Annotated in this window: 26 protein-coding genes; 15 read left to right on the top strand and 11 right to left on the bottom strand. The window is 62.4% G+C overall.

The window, feature by feature from the left end; genetic code table 11:
• Positions 1–40: 40 nt before the first annotated feature.
• From RUW20_RS16660 to phaC, 5 genes are all read left to right on the top strand, one after another.
• Complete coding sequence (locus RUW20_RS16660; RefSeq protein ID WP_313953345.1) at positions 41–1,222, top strand: acetyl-CoA C-acyltransferase; 1,182 nt, start codon at positions 41–43, stop codon at positions 1,220–1,222.
• A 66-nt stretch (positions 1,223–1,288) separates the two neighbouring features.
• Entirely contained in the window at positions 1,289–1,729 is a 441-nt protein-coding gene (locus RUW20_RS16655) for a MaoC family dehydratase N-terminal domain-containing protein (protein ID WP_313953344.1), read from the top strand.
• 10 nt (positions 1,730–1,739) lie between these two features.
• Positions 1,740–2,159 (top strand): MaoC family dehydratase, encoded by a 420-nt coding sequence (locus RUW20_RS16650; protein ID WP_313953343.1) that lies wholly within the window; start codon positions 1,740–1,742, stop codon positions 2,157–2,159.
• Positions 2,160–2,302: 143 nt separating this feature from the next.
• A complete protein-coding gene (locus tag RUW20_RS16645; RefSeq protein WP_313953342.1) occupies positions 2,303–3,373 on the top strand; it encodes a poly(R)-hydroxyalkanoic acid synthase subunit PhaE in 1,071 nt (356 codons plus the stop codon).
• Positions 3,374–3,440: 67 nt separating this feature from the next.
• Positions 3,441–4,547 (top strand): class III poly(R)-hydroxyalkanoic acid synthase subunit PhaC, encoded by a 1,107-nt coding sequence (gene phaC, locus RUW20_RS16640; protein ID WP_313953341.1) that lies wholly within the window; start codon positions 3,441–3,443, stop codon positions 4,545–4,547.
• 312 nt (positions 4,548–4,859) lie between these two features.
• On the opposite strand, the gene RUW20_RS16635 is transcribed toward phaC, so the two are convergent.
• Both RUW20_RS16635 and RUW20_RS16630 read right to left on the bottom strand, forming a co-directional pair.
• On the bottom strand, positions 4,860–5,204 hold the full coding sequence (locus RUW20_RS16635) for a hypothetical protein (protein ID WP_313953340.1): 345 nt from the start codon (positions 5,202–5,204) through the stop codon (positions 4,860–4,862).
• A gap of 220 nt (positions 5,205–5,424) precedes the next feature.
• Entirely contained in the window at positions 5,425–6,093 is a 669-nt protein-coding gene (locus RUW20_RS16630; protein WP_313953339.1) for a protein-L-isoaspartate(D-aspartate) O-methyltransferase, read from the bottom strand.
• 1,161 nt (positions 6,094–7,254) lie between these two features.
• On the opposite strand from RUW20_RS16630, the gene RUW20_RS16625 reads away from it, so the two are divergent.
• From RUW20_RS16625 to RUW20_RS16590, 8 genes are all read left to right on the top strand, one after another.
• Positions 7,255–7,605 (top strand): energy transducer TonB, encoded by a 351-nt coding sequence (locus tag RUW20_RS16625; protein WP_313953338.1) that lies wholly within the window; start codon positions 7,255–7,257, stop codon positions 7,603–7,605.
• Positions 7,602–8,354 carry a MotA/TolQ/ExbB proton channel family protein gene (locus tag RUW20_RS16620; RefSeq protein ID WP_313953337.1) on the top strand — a complete coding sequence of 251 codons (753 nt, stop codon included), beginning with the start codon at positions 7,602–7,604 and terminating at the stop codon, positions 8,352–8,354. The genes RUW20_RS16625 and RUW20_RS16620 overlap by 4 nt, the downstream gene beginning before the upstream one ends.
• Positions 8,354–8,779: a biopolymer transporter ExbD gene (locus RUW20_RS16615; RefSeq protein WP_313953354.1), complete on the top strand. Its 426-nt coding sequence runs from the start codon at positions 8,354–8,356 to the stop codon at positions 8,777–8,779. Before RUW20_RS16620 ends, RUW20_RS16615 begins: the two co-directional genes overlap by 1 nt.
• Positions 8,776–8,967, top strand: a complete 192-nt coding sequence (gene hemP / locus RUW20_RS16610) for a hemin uptake protein HemP (RefSeq protein ID WP_313953336.1) — start codon at positions 8,776–8,778, stop codon at positions 8,965–8,967. Before RUW20_RS16615 ends, hemP begins: the two co-directional genes overlap by 4 nt.
• Positions 8,968–9,059: 92 nt before the next feature.
• On the top strand, positions 9,060–11,321 hold the full coding sequence (locus tag RUW20_RS16605; protein ID WP_313953335.1) for a TonB-dependent hemoglobin/transferrin/lactoferrin family receptor: 2,262 nt from the start codon (positions 9,060–9,062) through the stop codon (positions 11,319–11,321).
• Entirely contained in the window at positions 11,322–15,293 is a 3,972-nt protein-coding gene (gene cobN / locus RUW20_RS16600; protein WP_313953334.1) for a cobaltochelatase subunit CobN, read from the top strand.
• An 11-nt stretch (positions 15,294–15,304) separates the two neighbouring features.
• Complete coding sequence (locus RUW20_RS16595) at positions 15,305–15,787, top strand: MotA/TolQ/ExbB proton channel family protein (RefSeq protein WP_313953333.1); 483 nt, start codon at positions 15,305–15,307, stop codon at positions 15,785–15,787.
• A complete protein-coding gene (locus RUW20_RS16590; protein WP_313953332.1) occupies positions 15,784–16,104 on the top strand; it encodes a DUF2149 domain-containing protein in 321 nt (106 codons plus the stop codon). The genes RUW20_RS16595 and RUW20_RS16590 overlap by 4 nt, the downstream gene beginning before the upstream one ends.
• 332 nt (positions 16,105–16,436) lie before the next feature.
• Here the strand turns inward: RUW20_RS16590 and RUW20_RS16580 are convergent, their stop codons facing one another.
• The gene (locus RUW20_RS16580) at positions 16,437–16,601 is read right to left on the bottom strand and encodes a PQQ-dependent sugar dehydrogenase (RefSeq protein WP_313953331.1); all 165 of its coding nucleotides are present in this window, start codon (positions 16,599–16,601) and stop codon (positions 16,437–16,439) included.
• Between the two features lie 387 nt (positions 16,602–16,988).
• Here RUW20_RS16580 and RUW20_RS16575 point away from each other — a divergent pair, with 387 nt between their 5' ends.
• The gene (locus RUW20_RS16575) at positions 16,989–17,492 is read left to right on the top strand and encodes a tyrosine-protein phosphatase (RefSeq protein WP_313953330.1); all 504 of its coding nucleotides are present in this window, start codon (positions 16,989–16,991) and stop codon (positions 17,490–17,492) included.
• Between the two features lie 37 nt (positions 17,493–17,529).
• Here RUW20_RS16575 and RUW20_RS16570 read toward each other — a convergent pair whose 3' ends face one another.
• The 8 genes from RUW20_RS16570 to RUW20_RS16535 all read right to left on the bottom strand — a co-directional run bounded on the left by RUW20_RS16570 (position 17,530) and on the right by RUW20_RS16535 (position 25,562).
• Positions 17,530–18,900 carry a TRAP transporter large permease subunit gene (locus tag RUW20_RS16570; protein ID WP_313953329.1) on the bottom strand — a complete coding sequence of 457 codons (1,371 nt, stop codon included), beginning with the start codon at positions 18,898–18,900 and terminating at the stop codon, positions 17,530–17,532.
• Between the two features lie 20 nt (positions 18,901–18,920).
• A complete protein-coding gene (locus tag RUW20_RS16565; RefSeq protein ID WP_313953328.1) occupies positions 18,921–19,505 on the bottom strand; it encodes a TRAP transporter small permease subunit in 585 nt (194 codons plus the stop codon).
• 23 nt (positions 19,506–19,528) lie between these two features.
• Positions 19,529–20,104: a TRAP transporter substrate-binding protein DctP gene (gene dctP, locus RUW20_RS16560; protein ID WP_313953353.1), complete on the bottom strand. Its 576-nt coding sequence runs from the start codon at positions 20,102–20,104 to the stop codon at positions 19,529–19,531.
• Between the two features lie 816 nt (positions 20,105–20,920).
• The gene (locus RUW20_RS16555; protein ID WP_313953327.1) at positions 20,921–21,850 is read right to left on the bottom strand and encodes a branched-chain amino acid ABC transporter permease; all 930 of its coding nucleotides are present in this window, start codon (positions 21,848–21,850) and stop codon (positions 20,921–20,923) included.
• Positions 21,847–22,734, bottom strand: coding sequence for a branched-chain amino acid ABC transporter permease (locus RUW20_RS16550; RefSeq protein ID WP_313953326.1), 888 nt, complete (start codon positions 22,732–22,734; stop codon positions 21,847–21,849). The genes RUW20_RS16555 and RUW20_RS16550 overlap by 4 nt, the downstream gene beginning before the upstream one ends.
• A 49-nt stretch (positions 22,735–22,783) precedes the next feature.
• Complete coding sequence (locus tag RUW20_RS16545) at positions 22,784–24,016, bottom strand: ABC transporter substrate-binding protein (protein WP_313953325.1); 1,233 nt, start codon at positions 24,014–24,016, stop codon at positions 22,784–22,786.
• 65 nt (positions 24,017–24,081) lie between these two features.
• Complete coding sequence (locus RUW20_RS16540) at positions 24,082–24,792, bottom strand: ABC transporter ATP-binding protein (RefSeq protein WP_313953324.1); 711 nt, start codon at positions 24,790–24,792, stop codon at positions 24,082–24,084.
• Positions 24,789–25,562, bottom strand: coding sequence for an ABC transporter ATP-binding protein (locus RUW20_RS16535; protein ID WP_313953323.1), 774 nt, complete (start codon positions 25,560–25,562; stop codon positions 24,789–24,791). The genes RUW20_RS16540 and RUW20_RS16535 overlap by 4 nt, the downstream gene beginning before the upstream one ends.
• Before the next feature lie 17 nt (positions 25,563–25,579).
• Between RUW20_RS16535 and RUW20_RS16530 the strand changes: the two genes are divergently transcribed.
• On the top strand, positions 25,580–25,772 hold a 193-nt coding region (locus tag RUW20_RS16530; protein WP_313953322.1), incomplete at its 3' end, for a hypothetical protein.

Below are 25,772 nucleotides of genomic sequence, written 5' to 3'. Positions count from 1 at the left end.
TCACTTCGGCAATCGCCGTCGTAATAGAAAGGAGTGCAGAATGAGTGAATCAGTTGTCATTGTTGGCGCCAAGCGCACACCGGTCGGAGCCTTCCAGGGTCAGTTTTCCGCTGTCAGCGCGCCGGAACTCGGTGCCGTCGCGATCAAGGCCGCCGTGGAGCAGGCTGGCGTAAAAGTGGAAGATATCGATGAAGCCCTGATGGGCTGCTGCCTGATGGCAGGCGTTCGCCAGGCACCGGCGCGTCAGGCCGTCCTGGGCGCGGGCTTGCCCAAGTCGATACCGTGTACCACGTTGACCAAGATGTGTAGTTCAGCCCAGAAAACCGTCATGATCGCTCATGACGAGCTGCTGGCGGGCTCGGTGAATATCGCCATCGCCGGCGGCATGGAGTCGATGACCAATGCGCCGCACGTGCTGACGACGGCCCGCTCGGGTTACCGGCTGGGCAACGGCGTGCTGCATGACCACATGTTCCTCGATGGACTTGAGGACGCGTACGAAAAAGGCAAGCCGATGGGCGTGTTTGCCGAGCTGTGCGTGGACAAGTACGCGTTCTCGCGCGAAGCGATGGACGCCTTTGCCGTCGAGTCGGTGACCCGCGCGCAAAACGCCGTGACCAGCGGCGTGTTCAAGGACGAAATTGCCCCGGTTACGGTCAGCACGCGCAAGGGCGACACGGTGTGTGATTTGGACGAGACGCCAATGAAGTGCGACGCGTCGAAGATCTCGAAGCTCAAGCCGGTGTTCAAGAAAGATGGTGCGGTGACGCCTGCCAACTCGTCGTCGATCTCCGACGGTGCGGCGGCATTTGTCCTGATGCGCGAGTCGGATGCCAAAGCCGCGGGCGTCAAGCCGCTGGCCCGCATCGTTGGCCATTCGACCTTTGCCCACGAGCCTTCGTGGTTTACCACGGCGCCCGTGTTTGCTTTCCAGAACCTGCTCAAGAAGCTTGGCTGGAAGGCGGAGGATGTCGACCTTTGGGAGATCAACGAAGCATTCGCGGCGGTGACCATGGCCGCGATGCACGACCTCAAGCTGCCGCACGACAAAGTCAACGTCAATGGCGGCGCCTGTGCTCTCGGTCATCCGATCGGCGCCACCGGTTCGCGGATTCTGGTGACGCTGCTTTACGCACTCAAGGCGCGTGGTCTCAAGCGTGGCATTGCTGGCTTGTGCGCTGGTGGCGGTGAAGCGACAGCGATTGCCATCGAAGTTCTCTGATCGAGTCGCCAACGAACATTCCCTCCCGTGTAGGTTGCGTCGCGGGGTGGGAAAGGAGTGAATCAGATGTTGATTGACAAGAAGCACATTGGCATGAAAGTGCCGCCGCACTCGGTCACCCCGACGGCGTGGCAACTGAAGTGGTTCGCCAAAGCGACGGGTGAGAAAAACCCGATCTATTTCGACGAGGCTGCCGCCAAGAAGGGTGGGCTGCCAGGCGTTCTGGTCCCGCCGACCTTCTTCTTCTGCATGGACATGGACAAGGATGAGCCTTTTGACTACATCGCCACCATGGGCTGTGACTTCGGCAAGATGTTGCACGGCGAGCAGATTTTCACGTATCACAAGCCGGTCTATTCCGGCGATACGCTGGATTTTGATGGGCAGGTGACCGACATCTATGACAAGAAAAACGGTGCTTTGCAGTTCATCGTCAAGGATGTCAAGGTTAGCCGGCAGGGCGAAGCAGTGTGCGATCTGCGCACCGTTATCGTCATCAGGGCATAGGGGAAAGTCGATGACAATACCGAATTTTGAGGCAATCAACGTGGGCGACGAGATCCCTTCGTTCACGACGGAACCGGTGTCTCGTCTGACCCTGGCACTCTACGCAACGGGTTCCGGCGATCACCATCCCCTGCACCTCGACCAGGACTATGTCCGCTCGAAGGGCATGAAGGATGTCTTCGCCCATGGCATGCTGGGCATGGCCTATCTTGGTCGCCTGCTGACACAGTGGGTGCCGCAGGGCGCGATCCGCAGTTTCGGGGTGCGCTTCACGGCGATCACCTGGATCGGTGAGAGCATGGTCTGCACCGGCAAAGTGGTCGAGAAGCTGGAGCAGAACGGCGAGAAATGTGTGCGTCTCGAATTGACCTGCGCCAATGAGCAGGGTGAGGCCAAGCACAAGGCAGATGCGGTGGTGGCACTGGCGTGACAAGGCAGGATTGCCAGTAAAACTGCATGATCGCGGCCGTCTTCGGACGGCCGCAGTTTGGTTGTAGAGCACCTTGTCTACCGATGGGCATTCGCCCGGCGTCTCGGTAGGCGTGTCCGACACACTGGAAGGAGATCGAACGAGTGGAAAGCAAAAATCCGAATGAGCAACTGGGCGGCGTCGTCAACGCTTGGGCTGAGATGCAGAAGCGCATGATGAGCGACTGGGCCGGGATGCTGCAGAATCTCCCAGGCAGCGGTACGGAAGGCCCCGTTGAAGCAGTAAAGAAAGGCGTTGAAGCGGCTACCAAGGGTAGCAATGATGCGGCGAAGATGCTGATGGAGCGCATGGCCGGCAGCCAGACCGCAATGACCCGGGTGATGGATTTCTTTTTCCGGTCGATGAAGGTCGTGGCACCAAACCTTGAGGCCAACAAGGACTGGCGTCCAGACCTCAAGGGTTTTGCCGACAACTGGGCCAAGGAATCGACCGCCATGCTGCAGCGCAGTATGGGCATGGGCTCGCACATGAGCGATCTCGGCGGAATAATGAGCAAGGATCTTCCCCAAGCCATGGGCCCCTGGTTGTCGTTTCTGATGCAGGCGGCCTCTGCGGGGCACCCTGGCGAAGCGATGCTCGGTAGCACGGCGGGCCTCAATCGCCTGCTGTCGCTGGAAGGCGATGCCGGCGCCGTCGCCGGTGTCGGTCAGATTCCTCTCTTTGGTGCCTCGCGCGAGAAGCACGCCAAGACCTTGCGACTGGTCGACGCCGTTGTCGATCTGCGCAAGACCAGTCTGGCGTTTCACAAGCGCTTCGCCGAGGCGCTCGCCACGGCCGTCGAAGCGACCGTCGATGAGCTGGGTAAAGTGGCTGCCAAAGGCGACAAGATCACGGCCGTACGCCAGCTGATGAGTCTCTGGTACCGCACCGCCGACAAGTCATTGCTGGTGACCTTCAACAAGCAGGAATTCCTCGATACGCAAAACAATTTCACCAAGGCTCAGCATGCGTTCAAGCTGGCAAAACGCGCTGTCGTCGAGGACATTTTCCGCGACCTGGATATGCCCACGCGCAGCGAGCTGGACGAAACCTACCAGGTGATCCACGACCTCAAGAGGGAGGTCCGCATGCTCAAGAAGGCCTTGCTTCCCGCGACAGCAGCAGCCAAGCCTGCCGCTCGTACCACCGCGGCGCGTCGTGCCAAGAGCGAGTAGGCAGAGCCACCCGAATCTCGTTGATCCGGCTGATAAGCTAATAGACCTTTAGGAGGACGCTACCCCTATGTTTTCTTTTCCAATACAGATTCTTCCCGCTGACGTCGCCGCGGAAACCGCCGCCCTGAACGCGAAGCTCACCAAGGGCATCGCCAATCTCACCAAAATGACCGACGACGATATAGACATCGGTAGCACGCCGAAGGACGTCATCTTCGAGCAGGACGGGATCGAGGTTTACCATTACCACGCGCTCATTGAGCAGGCCAAGGTCATGAAGACGCCGCTGCTCATCGTGCCGCCGCTGATCAACGGCTACGAAGTGGCCGATCTGCAACCCGATCGCTCACTGGTCCGCAATCTGCTGAACGAAGGTATTGACGTCTACCTCAACAACTGGGGCTTCCCGCGTCAGGTCGACAAGTACCGGACCATCGACGACTACATCAACGGTTACCTCGACGACACCGTCGATTTCATTCGCCAGCACCACGGCGTCGACAAGATTGCGCTGTTGGGCATCTGCCAGGGTGGTGCCATGTCAACCACCTATGCGACGCTCAATCCGGACAAGATCAGCCACCTGGTCCTGACCGTTACACCGATTGATTTCGACGCTTACAAGGCAAATCACAAGCCACACGAGGGCTTGATGTTCACCATGGGCGGCGAAGCCGACGTCGATCAGATGGTCGCTGTGCATGGCAACGTGCCGGCCACGGTGCTCAACGAGTCGTTCATGATGGCCTCGCCGTTCATCCTGAACTACGGCAAGTACGCCGACGTGATCGATATCCTCGACGACCCCAAGGCCGTGCAGAACTTCCTGCGCATGGAAAAGTGGCTGTTCGGTGGGCCGGACGCCGGTGGCCAGATGTTCAAGGAGTTCGTCCGTGACTTCCTCAAGGGCAACAAGCTCGTCAAGGGCACCCTTGAAGTCGGTGGCCGCAAGGTCGATCTCAAGGAACTCAAGATCCCGATTCTCAACATCTTCGCCGAGAAGGACCATATCGTGCCGCCGCCGTGCACCGTGGCCCTGAGCCAGCATGTGGGCAGCAAGGACTACACCGAGTTCGCCATTGCTACCGGCCACATCGGCATCTACACCGGCGGCCTGTCGCAGAAGGTGCTGGCGCCGACGGTCGGCAAGTGGCTGCGCGAGCGTAACGCCTGAGTCCTGTAGCAGCTTGCGCCAGAAACGGCGCGACGTAGTTTGAAGCAAGGTGGGAGGGCGCCTGGCCGCGCTCCCACCGCTCCACCGAGGCTAGCACGTCGGCCCAGGTGCCGCCCGCGTTCCGCGTGCCGAGCGCTCCGCAATCCCCCTCCGTTTCCCTCTCGTTCTCGACAAGATCTCGCGTCACTGGCTGCGCGGCCTTGCTGCCTGCGCGCGGACGCCCATCGCCGTTCAGCTAGAGTCGATTGGCCGGCCCTTTGCCACTCGCCCGCGCAGCCACAGCAGCCAGGCACCGAGCTGCGTTGCCAGCCCTCAGAGGCGTTCGGTCGGCGGCTGGACGAGCGCCGCGACGGTCGTCGATGGTATCTCGAGCAGGAAAACCAGCGGCGTCAGTGACCAGCCCGTGACCTGCAGGCAAGGCCCCTCGCGCAGCTTCAGCCGTATCAGACCGGCGCCCGTCGCGGCGGCACAAAGATTGGGCGTCAAGCCGATGTCGGTGAGCAGGCTCTTGAAGCTCGCGCTCCACAGCAGGAGCAGAGCCAATGCGCACTGCAGGGCAATCGCCCGTTGCGGCACGACGGCAAGCATCGTCAGCCGGGCCGGCAGTTTGCCGTCCGCCAGCCTGCGCGCATAGACGCGCCCGCCGGCGACGGTCATCGCTGAAACCGACGCGGCGAGAACGATGGCGATCAGCGCCGTGAGCGCGTCTGCCCAGGCTTCCCTGCTTAGCGCCAGGGCCGCGATGCGGGCGATGTCGGCCTCGCCGGCCAGGCTTTGCCAGGGAGCAGAGAAGAGGGAAGCCGCTTCAGCGTCATATATAGTGCCGTCGCCAGCATGGTCGCCGAAGATCGTTCCAGGCGGCGGTCAGGGGTGTGAATCATGGCCTGAGGCGTCCGTCTGCTGCGCCGGTCATGGGGACGAAGCGGACCGGCAGAACGGCCTCACGCTGCAAGCTGCTGCCGTGTTTCCTGAGCAGGTAGAGCATCTGATCGTCGCGTTCGCCAACCGGGATGATCAGCCGGCCGCCGTCACGGAGCTGGTCGATTAGCGGCTTCGGCACGTGATCTGGCGCGCAGGTGACGATGATCGCGTCGAAAGGTGCTGCTTCCGGCCAGCCCTGGTAGCCGTCGCCGTAGCGCAGCTTGACGTTGTCGTAGCCGAGGCGGGCGAGATCGCTCCGCGCGCGGCGGGCCAGTGGCTCGACGATCTCGATACTGTAGACCTCGTAGACCAGAGCCGACAGGATGGCTGCCTGATAACCCGAGCCGGTACCGATTTCCAGCACCCGATCGGTGTTTTTCGGCTGTAGCTTTTCGCTCATGAAGGCGACCACGTAGGGCTGCGAGATGGTCTGCGCGTAGCCGATAGGCAGTGGTCGGTCGTCGTAGGCGTAGGGCTGCAGTTCCGCCGGAACGAACTCGTGGCGCGGTACCGTCGCCATTGCCTGGAGTACGGCGGGATCGCTTATGCCGCGACTGGTCGAGGCCAGTTGCTGCTCGACCATGCGGATGCGCGCCGCAGCGTAGTCGAGCTCAGCGGCTGACACGGAGATTCCCGAAAGGGCGGTACATAGCCAGGCCAGGAAAGTCAGCGAGACGCGCGTCGTCAGGCGAGGTCGGCAACTCGGAGCCCGGGCATTTGTCACCTGAAAACGGCAGGCGGGGCGAGAAAGGGCGAACATCGATATCTCCCAGAGGGGGGCGAGCTAGATCGTGTCGGACAGACTGGCGCACTGGACGGCTCCCTATGGGTCGCTTGCCGGCTGCCTGGAAGCGCGGAAGGTTTTGCGCGCCCGGAAGCTCTGGAACTGGCCAGCGGCAGCCGTGTGACAAACGCAGGTTGGCGGCGACGCACTGAGTATAGATTGCCGCTGTCGGCTTCGGCAGAGCAGATCGTCCACCCATGTCACTTGCCGACGGTAGCTGCGGGTTGTTGCGACGGAAGCGTGCTGCAGATATTGACAATCGCCAGCACGCGAATGATAATGGTTCGCATTACGGAAGTGTTTTGCGGTGCCGGAGGAATCTTCTTCTGCCGCGAAGCGGTAAGCCAGCCCCCGGGCAAGCCAGCCACAAGTAGTTCACTACTACCGAACCCGGGGAACAAGCATGGATCACTCATCGTTCTTATGCCACGCAGCGAACACTGGCTTGCCGATGACGGTTGCGCTGGCGGCAACAGTCGCTTGGCCGCTTGCGCAGCAGCCTGGCGAATGGCTTTCTTCGTCGTCCGGCCTGCGTGTTCCGCGGGTCTGATATTGGCCGCGACGGTGCCGCTTTCCTCTTTCCCGGAGCCGCGCGGCGTGCTGTGGCAGTGCCGGCGGCGCGCGCTACCGATGGCCGCGGTGCTGTTGGCGACGGGTGGCCACGTGCTTGTCGCTGGCCTGCTGCTGGCGCGTGCTGCACCGCTTCCGTTGACCGCCGAGTTGGCGCCGATGGTCGTCGATCTCCTGGCTCCAATGGCCGCGAACCCTGTCATACGCGTGCCGAGCGCGGTTCCAACGTCGGCGCCGGCGCAGGGCGCGGAACGAGCCGAGCCGGCGCACCGCCAGCCGCCATCTGCGGCACCTTTGCCGCGACCGGAGGGGCCAAGGCGGTCTCTTCGGGCACGGCAAGTCACAGTCGTCGAGCCCTTTGCAGCAGGGCGGTCTGCCGATCGGGTTGCCGAGTCGGCGGCGGCGTCGGCAATGGCGTCCGCGGCGGGGGGGGTGGCGACAGCGCTCCCGATGGCGTCGGTTGCCGCGTCTGCTGTCTCCGGCGCATCAGTGGTGCTCGTTGCCGCACGTTTCGACGCCGACTATCTGCACAACAGCAAGCCGGTGTACCCCTTGCTGGCCCGGCGTATGGGTGAGCACGGCCGCGTCCTGATGAGGGTCTTGGTCAGCGCACAGGGAACCGTCGACGCCGTCGAAATCAGAACTTCGTCGGGCAGCCGGCGTCTTGATGGCGCCGCTCAGGAGGCGGTGCGCAGCTGGCGCTTTCAACCGGCCCGCCGGGGCGAGGTACCGCTGGAGAGCTGGGTATTGGTGCCCGTTGTTTTCAATCTGGAGAGTGGATGATGCAAGACCTTGCCGCCGAGCATTTCGGTATGGCTCACCTTTGGTCGCAAGCAGACTGGGTCACCGCGGCGGTTGCCGTGGCCTTGTTTGCAATGTCTTTGGCGAGCTGGTATCTGATTCTGATCAAGGCCTGGGAGAGCTGGCGCCTGCGTCAAGCGGCGCGTGCGGTGGAGGGTTTGTGGATCGAGACGAACGTGCAGCAAGGAATCGAGCAGCTGTCCGCAGCGGTACGGGAGAAGCGGTCGCGCCCACAGAATCCTTTCGCGCGGCTTGCCGCGCAAGCCAGCCGATGCGAGTCCCTAGGTCGGCAGGCCGCTCGTTTTGATGTCGCCGAGCAACTGGAGCGTGCCTTGCGTCAACAGCTTGCCTGTGCCCAGGCTGATCTCGAACGGGGTCTCACCTGGCTCGCTACCACCGGTGCGACCGGTCCCTTCGTGGGCCTGTTCGGCACCGTCTGGGGCATCTACCACGCGCTGCTCGCGGTCGCCATTTCTGGCCAGGCGAATCTGGAACGGGTCGCTGGGCCGATCGGCGAGACGCTGGTGATGACCGCGGCGGGACTGGCGGTAGCCCTGCCAGCAGTGGTGGCTTACAACGCTCTGAGTCGGCGAAACCGCATGCTGCTCGTCGAACTGGAGGTTTTTGCTCACGATCTGCACGCCTTGTTCACGGCTGCCCAGGCGCCGAGTGCGCCGAGGCGGGACGGCGAGTGCGGCGCTGTGCCGCAGGTCGCTGGTGAGCTGGCGTGATGGCCAGCGGCCGCTTTTCTTCGACCAGTGCTTCGGCGCCGATGTGCGAGATCAACACCACGCCGCTGGTGGACGTGACTCTGGTGCTGTTGATCATCTTCGTCATCACCGCGCCTTTGCTGACGCATTCGGTGCAGGTCGAGTTACCGCGAGCGACGAGTGCGCCGACACGAACCAGCGATGCCGTCGCGCTGCAGTTGAGTATCGACGCTGCGGGCCATCTCTTCATCGGCGGCAAGACGGTCGGCCTGGCGGCGCTGGAAACTGCGCTGAAGCAGGCGACGGATGGCGCGGCAGGCGGGGAAGTGCATCTGCACGTTGACCGGGCAACCCGCTACGAGCGGGTTGCCGAGGCGATGAGCGCGGCACGTCGCGCCGGCATCACCAGGATCGCTTTCCATACCCAGCCGGGAGGCCAGCGATGACATTCAGCAGGAGCGGCGGGCCGCCACGGCTGCCGCTGGCCGCTGGCAAGCCGGTGCAGTCGGCAGCGGTGGCCTCGATCGACAGCCGCCAGCTTTTTCAGCAGAGTTCGACGATCCATATTGAACACGCCGGCCAGCGTTACGTCCTGCGTGTCACACGGGAGAACAAGCTGATTCTTACGAAGTAGCAAGCGCAAGTAGCCAGCAAGCAGGCCCGTCGGGCCAGAGGCAGCCAGCCAACGAAGTGAAATCCATCCATCATTCGTAGAGAGGCTGCTTCATGAACGTCCCGTTTTCCCACAGTACCTGTGCGCGGCGCATCCGCTGTGCCATGCCTTTCATCCTCGCCTTGCTGCCCGTCGCTGCGAGTGCCGCCGACCTGGCGCTCAAGGACGTCGTTGTCACCGCGACCCGCACCGAGGTCGGCCTCGAAAGCGTCCCCGCCACCGTTACCACCATTACCCGCAAGGAGATGGATCGTCGCCTGCCAGCCAACGAGGCCGATCTGTTTCGCGACGAGCCCGATCTGGCGATGCCCTCCGACGCGCGTCGCTTCGGCGGGACGCGTCCGAACATTCGTGGCCTCGAGGACAACCGGGTCGTGCAGCTGGTGGACGGTGTGCGTTTGCCCGACTTCTATAACGGGGGCGGGCCGACCAACTTCACGATGAACGCGCCGCTGTCGGTGATCCCCGACTTCCTGAAGCGCGTCGAAGTCGTGCGCGGGTCGAGTTCCAGCCTCTACGGGTCGGCTGCGATCGGTGGCGTCGTCGGCTTCCTGACCCTGGATCCGGCGGACCTTCTGGGCAGCGAACGGTCCACGGCCGCTCGCTTGCGTGCCAGCTACTTCGGGGCCAACGACAAGAGCAGCCTGACCGCACTCGGCGCCCTGCGCGGCGAGATGGCGGAACTGCTGCTTGGCGTCTCGGGCGCGAAGGCTGACGCCATGGACAACCAGGGTACGGTGGATACCGTCTCGGCGAGTCGCAGCCGTCCGAACCCGCAGAGCGGCAATGACAGCGGCGTTCTGGCCAAGCTCATCGTGCGTCCCGCCACCGGCCACAAGCTTACGGTGGCGGTCGAGGGTCGCGATCTGTCGGTGGATACGGAGATTGCCCGGCTCTCCGCATCACTCCCCAGGGTCACCTGGATGGCCGGCGAAGACCATACACGGCGCGCCCGCGGCAGTCTGGAGTGGGAGCACAAACCCGGCGACGGGCCGTATGACCGGCTTACCGCCAATGTCTATCGCCAGGATTCCGACACAAAAAACCTGAACCATCAACGCCGTACCGATACGTCCGCGTCCTGCTCGGCGGTTTCTGGGGGTATCAACAACTGCTCTATCGAGCAGAGCTTCTCCTTCAGCCAGGAGGCAACGGGGGCAGCTGTGCAGATAGAGAAGATGCTACAGGGCGGCGCGCTCTCGCACCTGATGACCTTCGGCGTCGACCTTGCGCACGTGACCACCGCAGAGACGCGCGACGCCTCGGTGTGGAATCTGACTCGCGGCACGTCCAGCAAATCTCTGGCCGGCGATACCTTTCCCCTGCGTGACTTCGCCAATGGCAGCACCGATTCGGTCGGCGTGTTCTTTCAGGACGAAGTCGGCGGTTTCGCCGGCCGGCGGCTCGCCGTCATCCCCGCCTTACGTTACGACTGGCGCCGCCTCCGTCCCGACGTGGACGCGCTGGCGCAGTCGGTGTTGACGGCCATCAATCGGCAGGCGGTGGAACAGAGCGATGGCGCGTTCTCGCCCAAGCTGGCTGGCGTGTGGCAGTTTTCGAACACCCTTTCGGGTTACGGTCAGGTTGCCGGCTCGTACCGCGCGCCCAACTACGACGAGGTAAACGGCTCGTTCCGAAACCTGGCGCAGAGCTACGCGGTCAGCCCCAACCCGGACCTTGACCCGGAAACCGGTGTTGGCGTCGAAGTCGGTCTGCGCCTCGCCAGCAGTTCGCTACGTGGCCAGCTGGCGGTCTTCGACAATCGTTACAAGGACTTTATCGAGAGCATCCGCCTCGATTGCCCCAGGGACCCGCGCTGCGTTGCCAGCGTCAGCGTCACCCACATGTCGGAAAACCTCAACAGCGTTCGAATCTACGGCCTTGAGCTGCGTGGCGGCTGGAATTTCGCGCCGGGCTGGACCACCGAGGGTGCGGTGGCCTTTGCCCGTGGCACGAATCAGGAAGCCGGGCAGCCGCTGGACAGTATCGAACCGGCGCGTCTGAGTCTCGCGCTCAGCTACGACGACGGTGCGTGGGGCGCTGAATCGCGTCTGCGCGGCGCGCTGCGCAAGACCCAGGTCGATGACTCCGATGGCGAGTGGTTCCGTACGCCAGGCAACGCCGTGGTCGACCTTTCGGCGTGGTGGCGAATCAGCCCGCGGGCGCAGATAACCCTGGGAGTGAACAACCTGTTCGACCGTAAATACTGGTTGTGGAGCGACATCCGTCAGGCCGACGCGCGTAACCCGGTCGGCGTCGATTTCTACTCGCAGCCCGGGCGCAGCGTCAATGTCGCCTTGCAGACGGACTTCTGAATGAAAGCGCTCAGTTCCTGCCGACCCTGGCAGCTCCTTGTCGCCGTGGCGGCGCTGTTGCTGGCCGGGGCTGGCAACGCCGCGTCGGTGCTGTTCGTCGCCACCGGCAACGTCCCGGCCGGCAAGTTCCATCTGCTGACCGAACTTGCCCGACCGCACGGGATCCAGGTCGAGGTGCGCTACGCCGATAAATTGCCGGCAGATTCGGAAAGCGACCTCTTCCGCGGTTTCGACGCCGTGTTCTTCGATACCTACCAGCAGGACTACGTTCGCGGCAAGCTGGCGCGGGCGCTGGGTACGCTGCAAGCACCGCAGCTATGGCTGTATGAGACACAACCCGCCTGGAGTGGTTTGCCGGAACCGGTCGCTCGGCGCCTGATCGCCTACTACGCCAATGGTAGCCGGGCCAACTTCGAGGGCTTCTTTGCCAGCCTTGCCGCACAGCTGGACGGAAAGTCCGTCAGCGGTATCGCTGAACCGATCATTTTTCCCAAGTGGGCCATCTATCACCCGGCGGCGCCGGGCCTGGTGTTTGCCGACCCGGCCGCTTACCTGGCGTGGAAGAAAATCGATCCGGCGAAGCGCCCACCGACGATCGCCATTGCCCTGCATCAACAATACATCGCCGCCGAACAGACCGCTTTCATCGACGACCTGATCGGCCGCATCGAAGCGGCCGGTGCGCTGCCGCTGGCGTTCTACAGCCCGACGATGGAGAACGATGCTCTGGGCCAGCTGATGACGCTGGCTGGCCAGCCGGTCGCCGACGTCCTGATCAACGCCCAGATCATGCTCAACGCCGAAGGGCGGCGGCGCAAATTCGAAGCGCTTGGCGTGCCGGTGATTCAGGCCATGCCCTACCGTAAAGGAGACGAGGCGGCCTGGGCCGCCGACCCGCAAGGCGTGGCGCTCATGGATATCCCCTTCTACCTGGCTCAGGCCGAATACGCGGGGGTCACCGACATACAGATTGCTGCCGCGACTCGCCAGTCCGACGCGCAGATTGCCGCCATCGCCGCACAGTCGGCAGCGATCGTCGCCAAGGCGCTCGGACTCACTCGCCTGCAGCGTCTGCCAAACGCCGACAAGCGGCTGGCGGTATTTTTCTGGAACTATCCTCCGGGCGAGAGGAACCTGTCCGCCTCTTTCCTCAACCTGCCAAACAGTTTGCGCGGCACATTGGCAGCGCTGCACGCAGAGGGCTACGCGACCGAAGTGCCGGGCGAGCAGCAACTGATCCGGCAACTGCAACGTTTGTTGGCGCCTTTTTATCGCGACGGTGAACTGGAAGGTCTGCTGCAGGAAGATCTGGCGGAGCTGTTTCCCGTCGCCGACTATCGCGCCTGGCTGGACCGCTTGCCGGCTCCCGTGCGTAGTGAAATGCTCGAGCGCTGGGGCGCGCCGGAGAAATCCGGCATGGTCCTGACGCGTGGTGGCCAAGCGTTCTTCGTCGTGCCGCGCTTGAAGCTCGGCAACGTGGTTTTCTTGCCGCAGGCACCGCGCGGCGAAAAATGGGATGACCAGGAGAAAGTTCTCTACCACTCGACCAAGGCCGGTCCGTCGCATTTTTATCTGGCCAGCTATCTCTGGGCGCGCTCAGGAGATGCTTCGACCCGTGGGCACGGTTTTGGCGCGCATGCCCTGGTGCACTACGGCACGCACGGCAACCAGGAGTGGTTGCCGGGCAAAGAGCGCGGCCTGTCGGTGTACGATTACCCGATGCTGGCGGTGGGTGACCTGCCGGTCGCTTACCCCTACATCGTCGACGACGTTGGCGAAGCGCTGCAGGCGAAGCGTCGCGGCCGGGCGGTGATCGTCAGCCACCAGACGCCACCCTTCGTTCCCGGCGGGCTGCACGACGCGCTGACACAGATTCACGATCTGCTGCACGCCTGGCTGGCGCAGGACGAAGGCGCGGTCAAGGAAAAGCTCAAGGCCGACCTGCTGGCCGCGGTCCGGAAAGAGCGCATCGACAAGGATCTGGCCTGGGCCGACGAACGTCTGGCCACCGACTGGCCCGCTTTCTCCGATCGCCTGCACGCCCACCTGCACGAACTGGCACAGACCGCGCAGCCGATGGGCCTGCATACCTTTGCCACCGCACCGCAGGAGCTGCATCGCCTCGGGACAGTGCTGATGATGCTTGGCAAACCTTTCTGGCAGGCCGCCGCAGCTGCCGGTGAGGAGGCCGATGAAATACTGGTGGACGATTACACGCGCCTGGCCGAGTCATCGCCGTACAAGTTGCTCAAGCGCCATGTGGTCGACGGCGAGCCGGTCGACAGTCTGGCCCCGGCGCTTGCCGAGCAGATTCTGCAGGGACGCCACTGGTACGCCAATCTGTCAGCCGGTAACGAGCAGACGGCCCTGCTCGCCGTGCTCGCCGGCAAGCACCTGGCGACTTCCTACGGCGGGGACCCGATCAAGAACCCGGATGCCTACCCGACCGGGCGTAACCTGTATGGCTTCGACCCCTCGCGCGTACCGACCCGGCAAGCGTGGGCCGCTGGCCAGGAGGCGCTCGACAATCTCCTCGCGGCACATCGGCAACAGACCGGCAAGGCACCCAGGAAACTGACCTTTGCACTGTGGTCGGTCGAAACCATGCGCCATATGGGTATCCTCGAAGCACAGGTGCTGTGGGCGCTGGGAGTCGAGCCGGTGTGGGACCAGGGGGGGCGGCTGACCGGCGTCCAGCTGATTCCCGCCGAGCAACTGGGTCGCCCGCGCGTGGACGTGGTGCTCTCGGCCACCGGCCTGTATCGCGACCACTTACCGAACGTAATGAAGCTGCTTGCCGAAGCGGTGCGCCTGGCGGCCGAAGCGCGTGATGCCGACAACCCGGTCGCCGAGAACACGCGTGCCATCGCCGCCCGCCTGCGCGAGCGCGGTATGCCTGCCGAGGCGGCGCGCAAAGCCGCCCTGACGCGCATCTTCTCGTCTGAAAGCGGCCGCTACGGCACCGGGTTGGACGACGCTGTACTCGCTTCCGATAGCTGGCAGGGAAAGAAGGAAGGCGATCGCAAGCTGGCCCAGCTCTACCTTTCGCGGATGCAGTATGGCTATGGCACAGACGAGGCGGAGTGGGGGCAGCCGGGAGAGCAAGGCGTCAATCTCTACGCCGAACAGTTGTCCGGCACCGAGGGTGCCGTGTTGTCGCGAACATCCAACCTCTATGGCATGTTGACCACCGACGATCCCTTTCAGTATCTCGGTGGTATCGCCCTGGCGGTGCGGCAGTTGGATGGGCAGGCGCCGCAACTCTACATCTCGAATCTGCGCGGCAAAGGCGCTGGCCAAGTCGAAGGCGCGGCACAGTTTCTCGCCAAGGAGCTCGCGACGCGGCAGTTTCATCCGGGTTACATCAAGGGGCTGATGGCCGAAGGCTATGCCGGCACCGTGCAGGTGCTCGATGCGATGAACAATTTCTGGGGCTGGACGGCGGTGGCGCGGGAGATCGTTCGCGACGACCAATGGCAGGAGTTCGTGGACGTCTACGTTCGCGACAAACACAAACTGGGCGTCCGGGACTGGTTCGAGCGCGAGAACCCGCACGCGCTGGCGCAAACCATGGAACGCATGCTTGAGGCGGCGCGCCAGGGCTACTGGCAAGCCGACGCCGAGACCGTCGCCGAACTGAGGCAGCGCTACCAGCAATTGGCGGCTCGTTTCGATGTCCGCAGCGACAATGCCAAACTCGCCGATTTTGCCGGCTATGGACTTGCCGCAGCCGCTTCGCCCACGCCAGCGCCGCCGACGGCCGAAGCGGCCCCGCCGGACGGGGCGAAGAGTGCCGCGAGTGCGCCCACGACGCCAGTCCGTGGCCTGCAACTGGAGAAGGTGGAGTCGCCGCCGGCGCCGATGCCTTCACCATTCTCCGCCATCGGCCAACTACTGATCGCTCTGGCCTTGCTGGGCGGTAGTGTCAGTGGCTGGCGCGACAGCCGTTTCATTCCACCCGCTACCAACTGAGGAAATCGTCCATGCAATCGCTTTTCGAAACTTCAATGTATCAACTGGCGCAGATTTTCCTGTTGCCGACCCTGGGACTGATCTCCTTGCTTTTTCTCTATGCTTTTTGGCTGCTCGGCCAGTTCGCCACCCAGTCGTGGCGGCGCCGCGCCGGTGGTGGCCGACCCCTGCTTAAGCATTACCAGGCGGCACCGGCGCTGAGTACCGATGAGCTTGACGTGCTGGCCCACAAGCTGATCGAGATACCGCGCATCGCCAGCCGGGTCACGCCGATGCTTGGGCTGGTGGCAACCATGATTCCGATGGGGCCGGCGTTGAAGTCACTCTCAGACGGCAATCTGGCCTCGGTGTCCGACAACCTCACGGTTGCTTTTTCGGCAGTGATTCTCGCGCTGATCGCCGCCAGCATCACCTACTGGATCGTCAACGTTCGTCGCCGCTGGCTGTCCGAAGAGTTGCTGGAGATCGAGGCGTTACGGGGAGCGGCGGCATGATTTCGCGCTTGCTCCAGGATGCCGACAGCGAGGATCCGATCCTCTCGGTGGTCAACCTGATCGACATCTTTCTGGTCGTCATCGCCGCGCTGCTGATTACCGTCGCGCAGAATCCGCTGCTCAATCCCTTTTCGAAGCGCGATGTCGTGCTGATCGCCGACCTCGGCAAGCCGTCGATGGAAATGATCGTCAAAAAAGGCGAGAAGATTGAAAAATACAAGGCCAGCGGTGCCATTGGGCAGGGCGAGGGCGAGAAGGCCGGTGTCGCCTACCGCATGAAAGATGGCAGCATCATCTACGTACCGGAAGTTGAGTAAGAGGCGGAGGGAGGGCGACGCTGGAATGATTTGCTTGCCCGATCGCTGGGGCAATGACAATCGCCGGCAGACCGTGGCGGTGGCGCGCCGTGGTGCATCGTCGCCTGCTTGTACTTTGCGGCACGGCGACGGGCGCTGTGCGTAGACCGTGCACTGCACGTCGCTGCCGACCTCGCCGTCCAGCGCGCGGCAGCGCGCGGCAGCGCGGCGAGGCCGCGTTGCTGCCGGCCATGCACGCGTACCACGGGCCGATCTGCTCGATCAGCGTCGGTGACAAACCGACGGCTTCGGCCCCGTAGAAAGAGACGCGGAAAGCAGCACAGCAGGCGCTCCTAGTGCAGCACGCGCGTACCTTCCAGCTGCAGCCGCACCAGCATCTGGTCACCCAGCGCGCCGACGAACAGGTCGCCGCGCCAGGCGGGGAAGCGCTCGCCAGTATCGAAAGCTATTGCCGACGGCGCGATCGACGGCGTCCATTGGAATAGCGGTTGCGCCATCCCTGACTTTGGCTGTCTTGGCTGTCCCTATGCCGTAGTTCCTGCCGCAGGGGATCACTGGCCAGCATCCGGCCGTCGGGCAGGAAAGCCAGCCCCAGGGGTGTTCCAGCCCCTCGCTGAGGACCACTAGACGGAAGCGCTGGCGTTCACTGTCGAAAACCTGCGGCAGGGTGGGCAGGGGCCAAAGGAGCGCACACAGGACAAACGCCGACGCTGGCCACCGCAGCTTGGGCAAATGGCACAGCAGACCTTCCAGCATCTTGATTCCTTGAGAAGAGCCCGTGGCGAACGCCGGGGCAAGGGCCCGGTGAGCAGTATCCGCTGACGGTGCTGTGCTCTCAACTAGGGTAAAATCGGCAGCACAATCCTTCGCCCACAGGTGCCACCATGCGCACTCACCCCTTCGACTTGCTGCCGCTCAAAGCACCTGCTGGCGGCATGATTCTGACCCCCTGCCCAGGGACCAAGGACGTCGACACCGATAGCGCGCTCGAGCAACTCAAGGCGGCCGGCGCCAGTGCCGTGATCACCCTGATGCAGTCCGCTGAAATGACCAGCAATGCGGTCACCGATCTGCCGGCCCTTTGCGTGAAGCACGGGCTGCAATGGTTTCATCTTCCGATCGAAGACGACCATGCGCCAGGGTTGGATTTTGAGGCCGCGTGGCAGGCGCAAGGGGCGGCCGTTCATCAACTGCTCGATGCCGGCAAGCGCATTGCCGTGCATTGCAAGGGAGGGTCAGGCCGGACGGGCCTGATGGCGGCGCAAATCCTCGTCGAGCGTGGCTCCTCCAAGGAGGAGGCGGTAGCCGCTGTCAAGGCGCTGCGGCCCAAGGCGCTCAGCCTGGCGGTCCACCAGGACTATCTGGCACGGCTTTTGGTAACCAGGTAAACGCCACCCCCGGCATTGCCCTGGGGGGTGGATTCGCTCACTTTCCGCCGTACATCAGCCCGGGCAGCCAGGTGATGATCCGCGGGAAGATCAGGCACAGCGCCACCATCGACACTTGCAGCAGCACGAAGGGTATCACCCCGATATAGATGTCCTTGATCGTCACCTCCTTGGGCACTACGCCCTTCAGGTAGAAAAGCGAGAAGCCTACCGGTGGCGTGAGGAAGGAAGTTTGCAGCATCAGGGCGATAAGGATCAGGAACCAGGTCATGTCGATACCGGCGACCCTGACCACCGGCGCCAGCAGTGGCAGGATGATCAGCACGATCTCGAACCAGTCGAGGAAGAAGCCAGCAACGAACACCACCGCGAGCACCACCAGGACCAGACCCGTAGGGCCGAGCCCAAGGCCCTTGAAGAACTCGGCGATCAGTTCGTCGCCGCCGATCAGCCTTAGCACGTAGGCGAACACCGTCGCGCCGATAAAGATGGAGAAAATGAAGCAGGTGGTCAGCGTCGTCTCGATGCCCACCTGGCGGATCACCGACCAGCTGAGCTTGCGGTTGGCCGCCGCCAGCAGAATGGCGCCGAAAGCGCCGAGTCCGGATGCTTCAGTCGGCGTCGCGATACCGAAGAATATCGAACCCAGCACCGTCAGGATGAGGCCGAAGGTCGGGATGGTGGACGCGAAGGCGATGAGGACCTGTTTGAGGGTGAGTTTCTCCGCGTCGGCCGGGCGCGGCGGCACGAGATCGGGTCGCGCAAAGCCGACACACATGACGAAAACCATGTAGAGCAAGCCGAGCCCGACGCCCGGGACCAGCGCCCCCATGAACAGGTCGCCGACCGAAACCGATACCTGGTCGGCCATCAACACCAGCATGATGGATGGCGGGATGAGGATGCCCAGTGTGCCCGAGGCCGCCACCACTCCCGAGGCCACTGCCTTGGAATAGTGATTTTGCAGCATGATCGGCATCGACAGCATCGCCAGCAGCACCACCGAGGCTCCGACGATGCCGGTAGAGGCCGCCAGCAGGATGCCGATGACGATGACGGTCAGGCCCAGGCCGCCCCTGATGCCGCCGAAGACCTTGACGAAATTGCGCATCATGATGTCGGCGACGCCCGAGCGGTCGAGCATCTGACCCATGTAGATGAACATCGGCAGTGACACCAGCACCCAGTTCGACATGATGGCGTCGAGACGGTCGACAATTCCCGAGACCTTGGCCCAGCTGGTCATCAGGAAGGTGTCTATGCCGAACTGGTTGACCAGTTCGATCCCGACGGCGGCGAACAGTAGTGACAGCCCGGCCAGCAACCAGGCCACCGGGTAGCCGGTGAACAGCATCAGGATAAACGTCAGCATGAAGCCGAGCGCCAGCATCTCATAGAACGGAAGCATATTGATTCCCTGGTGGTTGGTCAGCGGCGGCCGAAAAGCGCGGCCCAGACGCGGGTGAGCCGGCCCAGGCCGCCCAGCGCCAGCAGCACGAAGGCGGTAACCAGGAAGGACTTGAGGAACCAGCGGTACGGCAGCCCGCCCGGCGCGGCAGAGATTTCATCCAACTCCCAGGAGCTCAGGAAGAATGGCACCGAGAACCAGACGACGAAGCCGGTGAAGGTCAGCAGCAGCACGGCGATACCGAACAACTCGATCCACAGCCGTGTCCGCGGCCGGAAGCGCTCAGCCAGAACCTCGATGCGCACGTTGCGCTCGCGCATCTCGGTGAACGACAGCCCGAGCATGAAGCCGATGGCATAGAGGTGCCACTGCAGTTCCTCCATCATGATCGAGCCCTCGTTGAAGACGTAGCGCGCCACGACCTGGATCACGATCACGGCGACCAAAACGGTCCACAGGGCCGAGGCGATTTCGCCAGACCAGGCGATCACGCGGTCGACCGTGCGGGAAAATACGGTGGTGGGCAGGGCGATGCCCGACGCGCCTGCTTGCGGGGCGTCGGCGCTGTGCGCTGGTGATGTCATTGGGTTCTCCTGGTTGCGCACAGCGCCGGGTGTTCAGGCGTCGATTACTTGAAGTCGCGCGGCAGGTAGCCGAAATCGTGCCACTTGCTGTTCAGCTTCTGGAAGGCGGTCATGCTGTCGTAGATCTTCTTGAACTGCGGGTCATGGGCCGACTCTTCAGCCATCACCTCCTTGGTGGCCTTGGCAAAGGCTGCCAGCATCACCTTGTCAAACTGGCGTGCCTTCACTCCTTCCTTCTCGAACTTGGCCAGGACTGCGCCCTGCAGCGCTTCAGCCTTGGCAATGGCGATCGTCACGGCAGCGGTACAGGTGGTCTCGATCTGGGCCTGGGTTTGGGGTTTGAGCTTGTTCCAGGCGGCGAGATTCACGTAAAGGTACTGGTTGGTGGACGGCTGATGCCAGCCCGGCATGTAGTAAAACTGCGCGACCTTGTAGAAGCCAAGCTGCTCATCGACCGTCGGCAACGAGAACTCGGTTCCGTCGAGCACGCCCTTCTCCAGCGCCTGGAACAGTTCGCCGCCCGGCAGCATGGTCACCGAGGCACCCATTTTCTGGTAGACCTTGCCACCAAAACCGGCCGCGCGGAACTTCAGGCCGTTCAGGTCGGCCGGAGTCTTTATCTCCTTGCGGAACCAGCCGGCAGCTTCCGGGCTGATCGAGCCGCAGAATATCGGGTAAAAAGAGTCGCGGTGCCAGCCAGAACGACACCGTCGAGCGGGTCTCCGACGAATCGGGCAGGTGGGCCACTTCGGTCATCTGGGAGAAGGCGCGACGCGAGGGAAATCAGGCGACGCACCCTGGCAGCTATTGCTTGCGTACCAAGCAACTCGAGCAGCGATGAAGATCGCCTCGGGCGCACCTATACGCTGCTGACCGACCCCGAGAGTGTGTTTCGCAGTCTCAAGAGCGAACTGGGCTTGCGGCCGCTCTGTCGCGGCAGGGAAAATCGCCCCGACGGCCATCTGTTCATCGCCGTGGTGGCTTAGCAGTGGGTGAAGTTCCTGCGGATGAAACGGAAAGGGCCTGGCATTGACTGCCGTTGGGCGACGCTGCGTGAAACCATCTCAGCGCAGCGTCAGGTGACTGCGCCCTTCAAGCCGCGCGACGCCGGCGCGCGGATCGCCACCCGTTGCAAGGATGGCTCAAGTCGTCCGGGGCCGGGGCAAGGGTCCCCGAAGCCGCTGCGTCGGCTTGTACGACCTCAACGATCAGGGGCTCAAGTTGGCACGAGTTCTCGGTAGCGCGCGGCCGCGACCACGGGAATCGCTTCTCTCCGTGACTCGCCGCAACGCTGCGCGCCTTGGCTGGCGTTTTTCGAACGCGGCGGGAGGGCGCCAGATCGGCCAGACTCTGCAAGCCGAGCAACCCGGTTGCCGAGAACACCTGCAAGGAGAGCACCGCAGGCATGAAGAAATGAAGCTTCCGGGCCTGGTTTGTTATCCGCCAATCATTCGCTTGTAGAGCGCCGAAATTTCACCAACGATGCCCCTTCGGAACGCGAGTACACAGACGACGAAGATCAGCCCCATGATGACGGTGACCAGCGAGCCGACCTTGTCGGCCAGTTCGTTTTGCAGGGTAACGATCGTACTTGAGCCGACCACCGGGCCCAGCACGGTACCCATGCCCCCGAGTATGGTCATCAAAACTACCTCGCCGGAGTTGTGCCAGTGGGCGTCAGTGAGCGTCGCAAACTTGAACACCAGCATCTTGGTGGCGCCCGCCAGGCCCGCCAGGCCCGCGGAGAGGACGAAGGCGAGTAGTTTGTACTTGGCCACGTCGTAGCCGAGAGAAATCGCGCGCGGTTCGTTCTCCCGTATCGCCTTCAGGATCTGGCCGAAAGGAGAATGAATGGTGCGGTAGATCAGGCAGAAGCCGAAGACGAATATCGCCAGCACAAAATAGTAAAGATTCAGGTCATTGGACAGATTGATCAGCCCGAGGAGCTTGCCTCTGGGAACACCCTGGAGGCCGTCCTCGCCGCCGGTAAAGGGCGCTTGCAGGAAAATGAAATACACCATCTGCGCCAGCGCCAGCGTGACCATGGCGAAATAGATGCCGGTGCGGCGGATCGCCAGGCTGCCGACCACCCAGCCCAGCAGTGCCGAAGCGGCAGCGCCGGCGAGAATGCCGAGTTCAGGAGGGAAGCCCCAGCCCTTGATCGCGTAGCCGGCGACGTAGGCGGCCGTGCCGAAGAAGGCGGCATGACCAAAAGAAAGCAGTCCGGTATAGCCGAGCAGCAGGTTGAAGGCGCAGGCAAACAGGGCAAAACAAAGCACCTTCATGACCAGGATCGGGTAGACAAAGAATGGCAGGACCATGCCCAGGGCCAACAACGCGAGGTAAGCGATTGCCGTTCTGCTCATTGCTCTTTTCCGAACAGTCCGGCCGGTCGCAGCATCAGGACGATCGCCATGATGATGAAGACCACCGTGTTGGATGCCGCCGGATAGACCAGATTGGTGATGCCTTCGACCACGCCGAGGCCCAGGCCGGTGACGATTGAGCCCATGATCGAGCCCATGCCGCCGATGACCACCACGGCGAAGACCGTGATGATCAGATGCGAGCCCATCAAGGGGCTGACCTGGATCACCGGTGCAGCCAGCACACCGGCAAAGCCGGCCAGAGCCGCACCGAAACCGTAGGTCAGCATCACCATGATCGGAACGTTAATGCCGAAGGCCTGGGTCAGTTTGGGGTTTTCGGTTGCGGCGCGTAGGTAGGCGCCCAGGCGCGTCTTCTCGATGCCGTACCAGGTGGCGAAGCACACCGACAGGGAGGCGACAATCACCCAGCCGCGATAGTAGGGGAGAAACATGAAGCCCAGGTTGAAGCCACCCGCAAGTTCGGTGGGGATCTGGTACGGTTGTCCCGAGACGCCATAGCCATTGATGAACAGGCCCTCGATGACCAGCGCCAGGCCAAAGGTCAGGAGCAGTCCGTAGAGATGATCGAGCTTGTAGAGCCAGCGCAGCATACTGCGTTCGATCACAACGCCGAACACGCCGATGGCCAGAGGGGCCAGTATCAGCGCAGGCCAATAACCGATCCCCAGGTATTCGAGACCCATCCAGGCCAGGAATGCGCCCATCATGTAGAGGGCGCCGTGGGCAAAGTTGATGATGTTGAGCATGCCGAAGATCACCGCCAAACCGAGGCTGAGTATGGCGTAGAACGAGCCGTTGACCAGACCCAGCATCAGCTGGCCCATCAACGCCTGGATCGGAATGTCGAAGAATGAAGTCATGAGGTCTCACCACGGCGACACGGTGGAGTACACCGTGCCGCCAGGCTTGTTATTTCTTCACCAGAGGACACTGTGACGCCGACAGCGGCTGGAACGCATCTTCGCCGGAAACCACAGACTTGATTTCGTAGTAATCCCAGGGGTACTTCGATTCGGATGGCTTCTTCACCTGCATCAGATACATGTCGTGGATCATGCGGCCATTCTCACGGATCTTGCCGTTTTTGGCGAAGAAGTCATTGATCGGAGTTGACTTCATCTTCGCCATGACCGCTGCCGCTTCGTCCGTCCCGGCTGCCACGACCGCCTTCAGATAGGTGGTGACCGCCGAGTAATCCCCCGCCTGCACCATCGTCGGATTACGCTTGGTCTTGTCGAAAAAGCGCTTGCTGAACTTGCGCGTTTCGTCATCCTTGTCCCAGTAGAAACCCGATGTCAACAGCATGCCCTGTGTGGTTTGCAAGCCGAGAGCGTGAATGTCGGTGATGAACATCAGGAGTCCGGCGAGTTGTTGATTCTTGGTAATGCCGAATTCGCTGGCCGCCTTGATCGAGTTGATGGTATCGCCGCCGGCGTTGGCCAGGCCGATGATCTTGGCCTTCGAGGCCTGTGCTTGCAGCAGGTAGGACGAGAAGTCCGAGGCATTGAGCGGGTGTCGTACCGAGCCCAGAACCTTGCCGCCGTTGGCCTTGACTACGTCCGAGGTGTCCTTTTCCAGCGAGTGGCCGAAGGCATAATCGGCGGTGAGGAAGAACCAGGTGTCGCCACCGTTCTTGACGATGGCCTTGCCGGCGACGTTGGCCAGCGCATAGGTGTCATAGGCATAATGTATCGTGTTCGGCGTGCAATCCTGATCGGTCAGACGCGTCGAACCGGAGCCGACGAATATCGCGATGCGCTTCTTTTCTTGCGTCACCTTGCCAACGGCCAGCGACACGCCGGAGTTGAGCAAATCGGTGACCATGTCCACGCCCTGAGTGTCGTACCATTCGCGCACCTTGTTGGAACCGACGTCGGCCTTGTTCTGGTGGTCGGCATAAACCATTTCGATATTGAACTTCGGTTTGTACTGCGCCTTGAAGTCATCGATCGCCATCTGCACCGCCGTCACCGCACCCTGACCGCCAAGGTCGGAGTAGACGCCGGACATGTCGGTGAGCACACCGATCTTGACCACGTTGTCCGACAGTTTCATGGCAGCGGGCTTGGTCTCCGCCGATACCAGGTTGGCGGCCGGGATCAGCAGTGCGGCGACCGCGACGCTAAGCAGTTTGTGTTTCATGACATTGTCTCCTGTTGTTATGTATTAATAGTGCGCCGGATCGTAAATCCGACTGTTGGAACTCCTCACACTCCAAGATAGTCTTGCAACAATTCCTGCTTTGCATCGATTTCGTTTTGCGCAATCTCGGCAGCGATCTGACCATGTTCGACAATGTACATGCGATCCGCCAGGGGCGCCGCAAAATGGAAATTCTGTTCGACCAGAATGATCGTGAAACCCTTGCTCTTGAGATCGCCGATGACCTGACCGAGTTGCTGCACGATCACCGGAGCGAGTCCTTCCGAAATCTCGTCGAGCAGCAACAGGTGCGCACCGCTCCAGAGAATGCGTGCCATGGCCAGCATCTGCTGTTCGCCCCCGGACAGGCGGGTGCCCTGACTATGGCGGCGCTCGGCAAGATTCGGAAACATCTCGTAGATTTCTTCCAGACGCATACCCCGGCTGCCAACCTGGGGTGGCAGTAGGAGGTTTTCTTCGCAAGTCAGACTGGCATAGATGCCGCGCTCCTCCGGACAATAGCCTACGCCGAGCCGCGCTATGCGATGCGTCGCCATGTCGATGGTCTCGCGGCCATTGAGCATGATCGAACCCGTCCTCTTTCCGGTGAGGCCCAGGATGGCCCGTAGCGTGCTGGTGCGACCGGCGCCGTTCCGACCGAGCAGCGACACACACTCACCGCGGTTCACCCGCAGATCGACGCCGTGCAGGATATGCGATTCGCCATAAAAGGCGTGCAAGTCACTAATTCGCAGGTATTCGACGGGCGCGCTCAAGCGCTGCTCCCCGCAGGCTCGCGTTCGGCGGTGCCCATGTAGGCTTCGATGACCTGCGGATTCCTTGCCACCTCGGCGTATGGCCCTTCAGCGAGCACGGCGCCGCGCGCCAACACCGTAATCGTATCGGAGATGCCGGCAACGACCTTCATGTTATGTTCGACCATCAGGACCGTGCGATCGGCCGATACTTTCTTGATCAGTTGCATCACACGTTCGACGTCTTCGTGACCCATGCCCTGGGTCGGTTCGTCGAGCAGTATCAGTTCGGGTTCAAGAGCCAGCGTCGTGGCAAGCTCCAGCGCGCGCTTGTGACCATAGGGCAACTCGACCGCCACCATCCGCAGGTAAGAATCGAGGCCGACTGCGGTCAGCAGTTCGGTGGCACGTCCGTCCAGACGCGTCAAGATCTTGTCCGAACGCCAAAATTGAAACGACGCGCCGAGCTTTCGCTGCAAGGCGATGCGGACGTTCTCCAGGACTGTCAGGTGTGGGAATACCGCCGAAATCTGGAATGAACGGACGATCCCGCGCCGGGCGATAGTGGCCGGCTGGTCGCCAGTGATGTCGATACCGTTGAAACGGATGGTGCCGCGGGTTGGCTGGAGAAACTTGGTGAGCAGGTTGAAACAGGTGGTCTTGCCCGCGCCGTTGGGACCGATCATCGCGTGGATGTGACCGCGCCTGACGCGCAGATTGACGCGATCAACGGCGACAAACCCCTTGAATTCCTTGACCAGATTGTCCGTCTCGAGAATGAAGTCGTTCATAATCCCGGGAATGCTAAATGGTTATTGACGTCGCCGCAGGCGCCGCGTGGCCGCAGCTTGCTTGGGGTTCACCGGTCGATTATCGGGTAGCTGATTGCTTTAGGCAAGAAGTAGTCCGAGTCCGGCGTAAAGTCAGCGAATCCGAGCGCTGGCCATCATTCCGCGGAAGAACGAAGCTGAGCAAGGTGGATGGCAGCGCAGAAGCGCTGG

It is taken from the genome of Accumulibacter sp. (assembly GCF_032229525.1).
In the GTDB taxonomy this organism is placed as follows: Bacteria; Pseudomonadota; Gammaproteobacteria; order Burkholderiales; family Rhodocyclaceae; genus Accumulibacter.
The sequence above is the reverse complement of the archived record's forward strand: the minus strand, read 5'-3'. Positions and strand labels throughout refer to the sequence as shown.

What these genes read in the sequence shown, in the direction of transcription:
- RUW20_RS16635 (WP_313953340.1), bottom strand. Translation starts at nt 5,204, where the DNA reads ATGACCGTCGCCGGCGGGCGCGTCTATGCGCGCAGGCTGGCGGACGGC.
- RUW20_RS16605 (WP_313953335.1), top strand. Translation starts at nt 9,060, where the DNA reads ATGAACGTCCCGTTTTCCCACAGTACCTGTGCGCGGCGCATCCGCTGT.
- phaC (WP_313953341.1), top strand. Translation starts at nt 3,441, where the DNA reads ATGTTTTCTTTTCCAATACAGATTCTTCCCGCTGACGTCGCCGCGGAA.
- RUW20_RS16580 (WP_313953331.1), bottom strand. Translation starts at nt 16,601, where the DNA reads ATGGCGCAACCGCTATTCCAATGGACGCCGTCGATCGCGCCGTCGGCA.
- RUW20_RS16650 (WP_313953343.1), top strand. Translation starts at nt 1,740, where the DNA reads ATGACAATACCGAATTTTGAGGCAATCAACGTGGGCGACGAGATCCCT.
- RUW20_RS16570 (WP_313953329.1), bottom strand. Translation starts at nt 18,900, where the DNA reads ATGCTTCCGTTCTATGAGATGCTGGCGCTCGGCTTCATGCTGACGTTT.
- RUW20_RS16555 (WP_313953327.1), bottom strand. Translation starts at nt 21,850, where the DNA reads ATGAGCAGAACGGCAATCGCTTACCTCGCGTTGTTGGCCCTGGGCATG.
- cobN (WP_313953334.1), top strand. Translation starts at nt 11,322, where the DNA reads ATGAAAGCGCTCAGTTCCTGCCGACCCTGGCAGCTCCTTGTCGCCGTG.
- RUW20_RS16615 (WP_313953354.1), top strand. Translation starts at nt 8,354, where the DNA reads ATGGCCAGCGGCCGCTTTTCTTCGACCAGTGCTTCGGCGCCGATGTGC.
- RUW20_RS16590 (WP_313953332.1), top strand. Translation starts at nt 15,784, where the DNA reads ATGATTTCGCGCTTGCTCCAGGATGCCGACAGCGAGGATCCGATCCTC.
- RUW20_RS16535 (WP_313953323.1), bottom strand. Translation starts at nt 25,562, where the DNA reads ATGAACGACTTCATTCTCGAGACGGACAATCTGGTCAAGGAATTCAAG.
- hemP (WP_313953336.1), top strand. Translation starts at nt 8,776, where the DNA reads ATGACATTCAGCAGGAGCGGCGGGCCGCCACGGCTGCCGCTGGCCGCT.
- RUW20_RS16545 (WP_313953325.1), bottom strand. Translation starts at nt 24,016, where the DNA reads ATGAAACACAAACTGCTTAGCGTCGCGGTCGCCGCACTGCTGATCCCG.
- RUW20_RS16575 (WP_313953330.1), top strand. Translation starts at nt 16,989, where the DNA reads ATGCGCACTCACCCCTTCGACTTGCTGCCGCTCAAAGCACCTGCTGGC.
- RUW20_RS16595 (WP_313953333.1), top strand. Translation starts at nt 15,305, where the DNA reads ATGCAATCGCTTTTCGAAACTTCAATGTATCAACTGGCGCAGATTTTC.
- RUW20_RS16550 (WP_313953326.1), bottom strand. Translation starts at nt 22,734, where the DNA reads ATGACTTCATTCTTCGACATTCCGATCCAGGCGTTGATGGGCCAGCTG.
- RUW20_RS16620 (WP_313953337.1), top strand. Translation starts at nt 7,602, where the DNA reads ATGATGCAAGACCTTGCCGCCGAGCATTTCGGTATGGCTCACCTTTGG.
- RUW20_RS16655 (WP_313953344.1), top strand. Translation starts at nt 1,289, where the DNA reads ATGTTGATTGACAAGAAGCACATTGGCATGAAAGTGCCGCCGCACTCG.
- RUW20_RS16660 (WP_313953345.1), top strand. Translation starts at nt 41, where the DNA reads ATGAGTGAATCAGTTGTCATTGTTGGCGCCAAGCGCACACCGGTCGGA.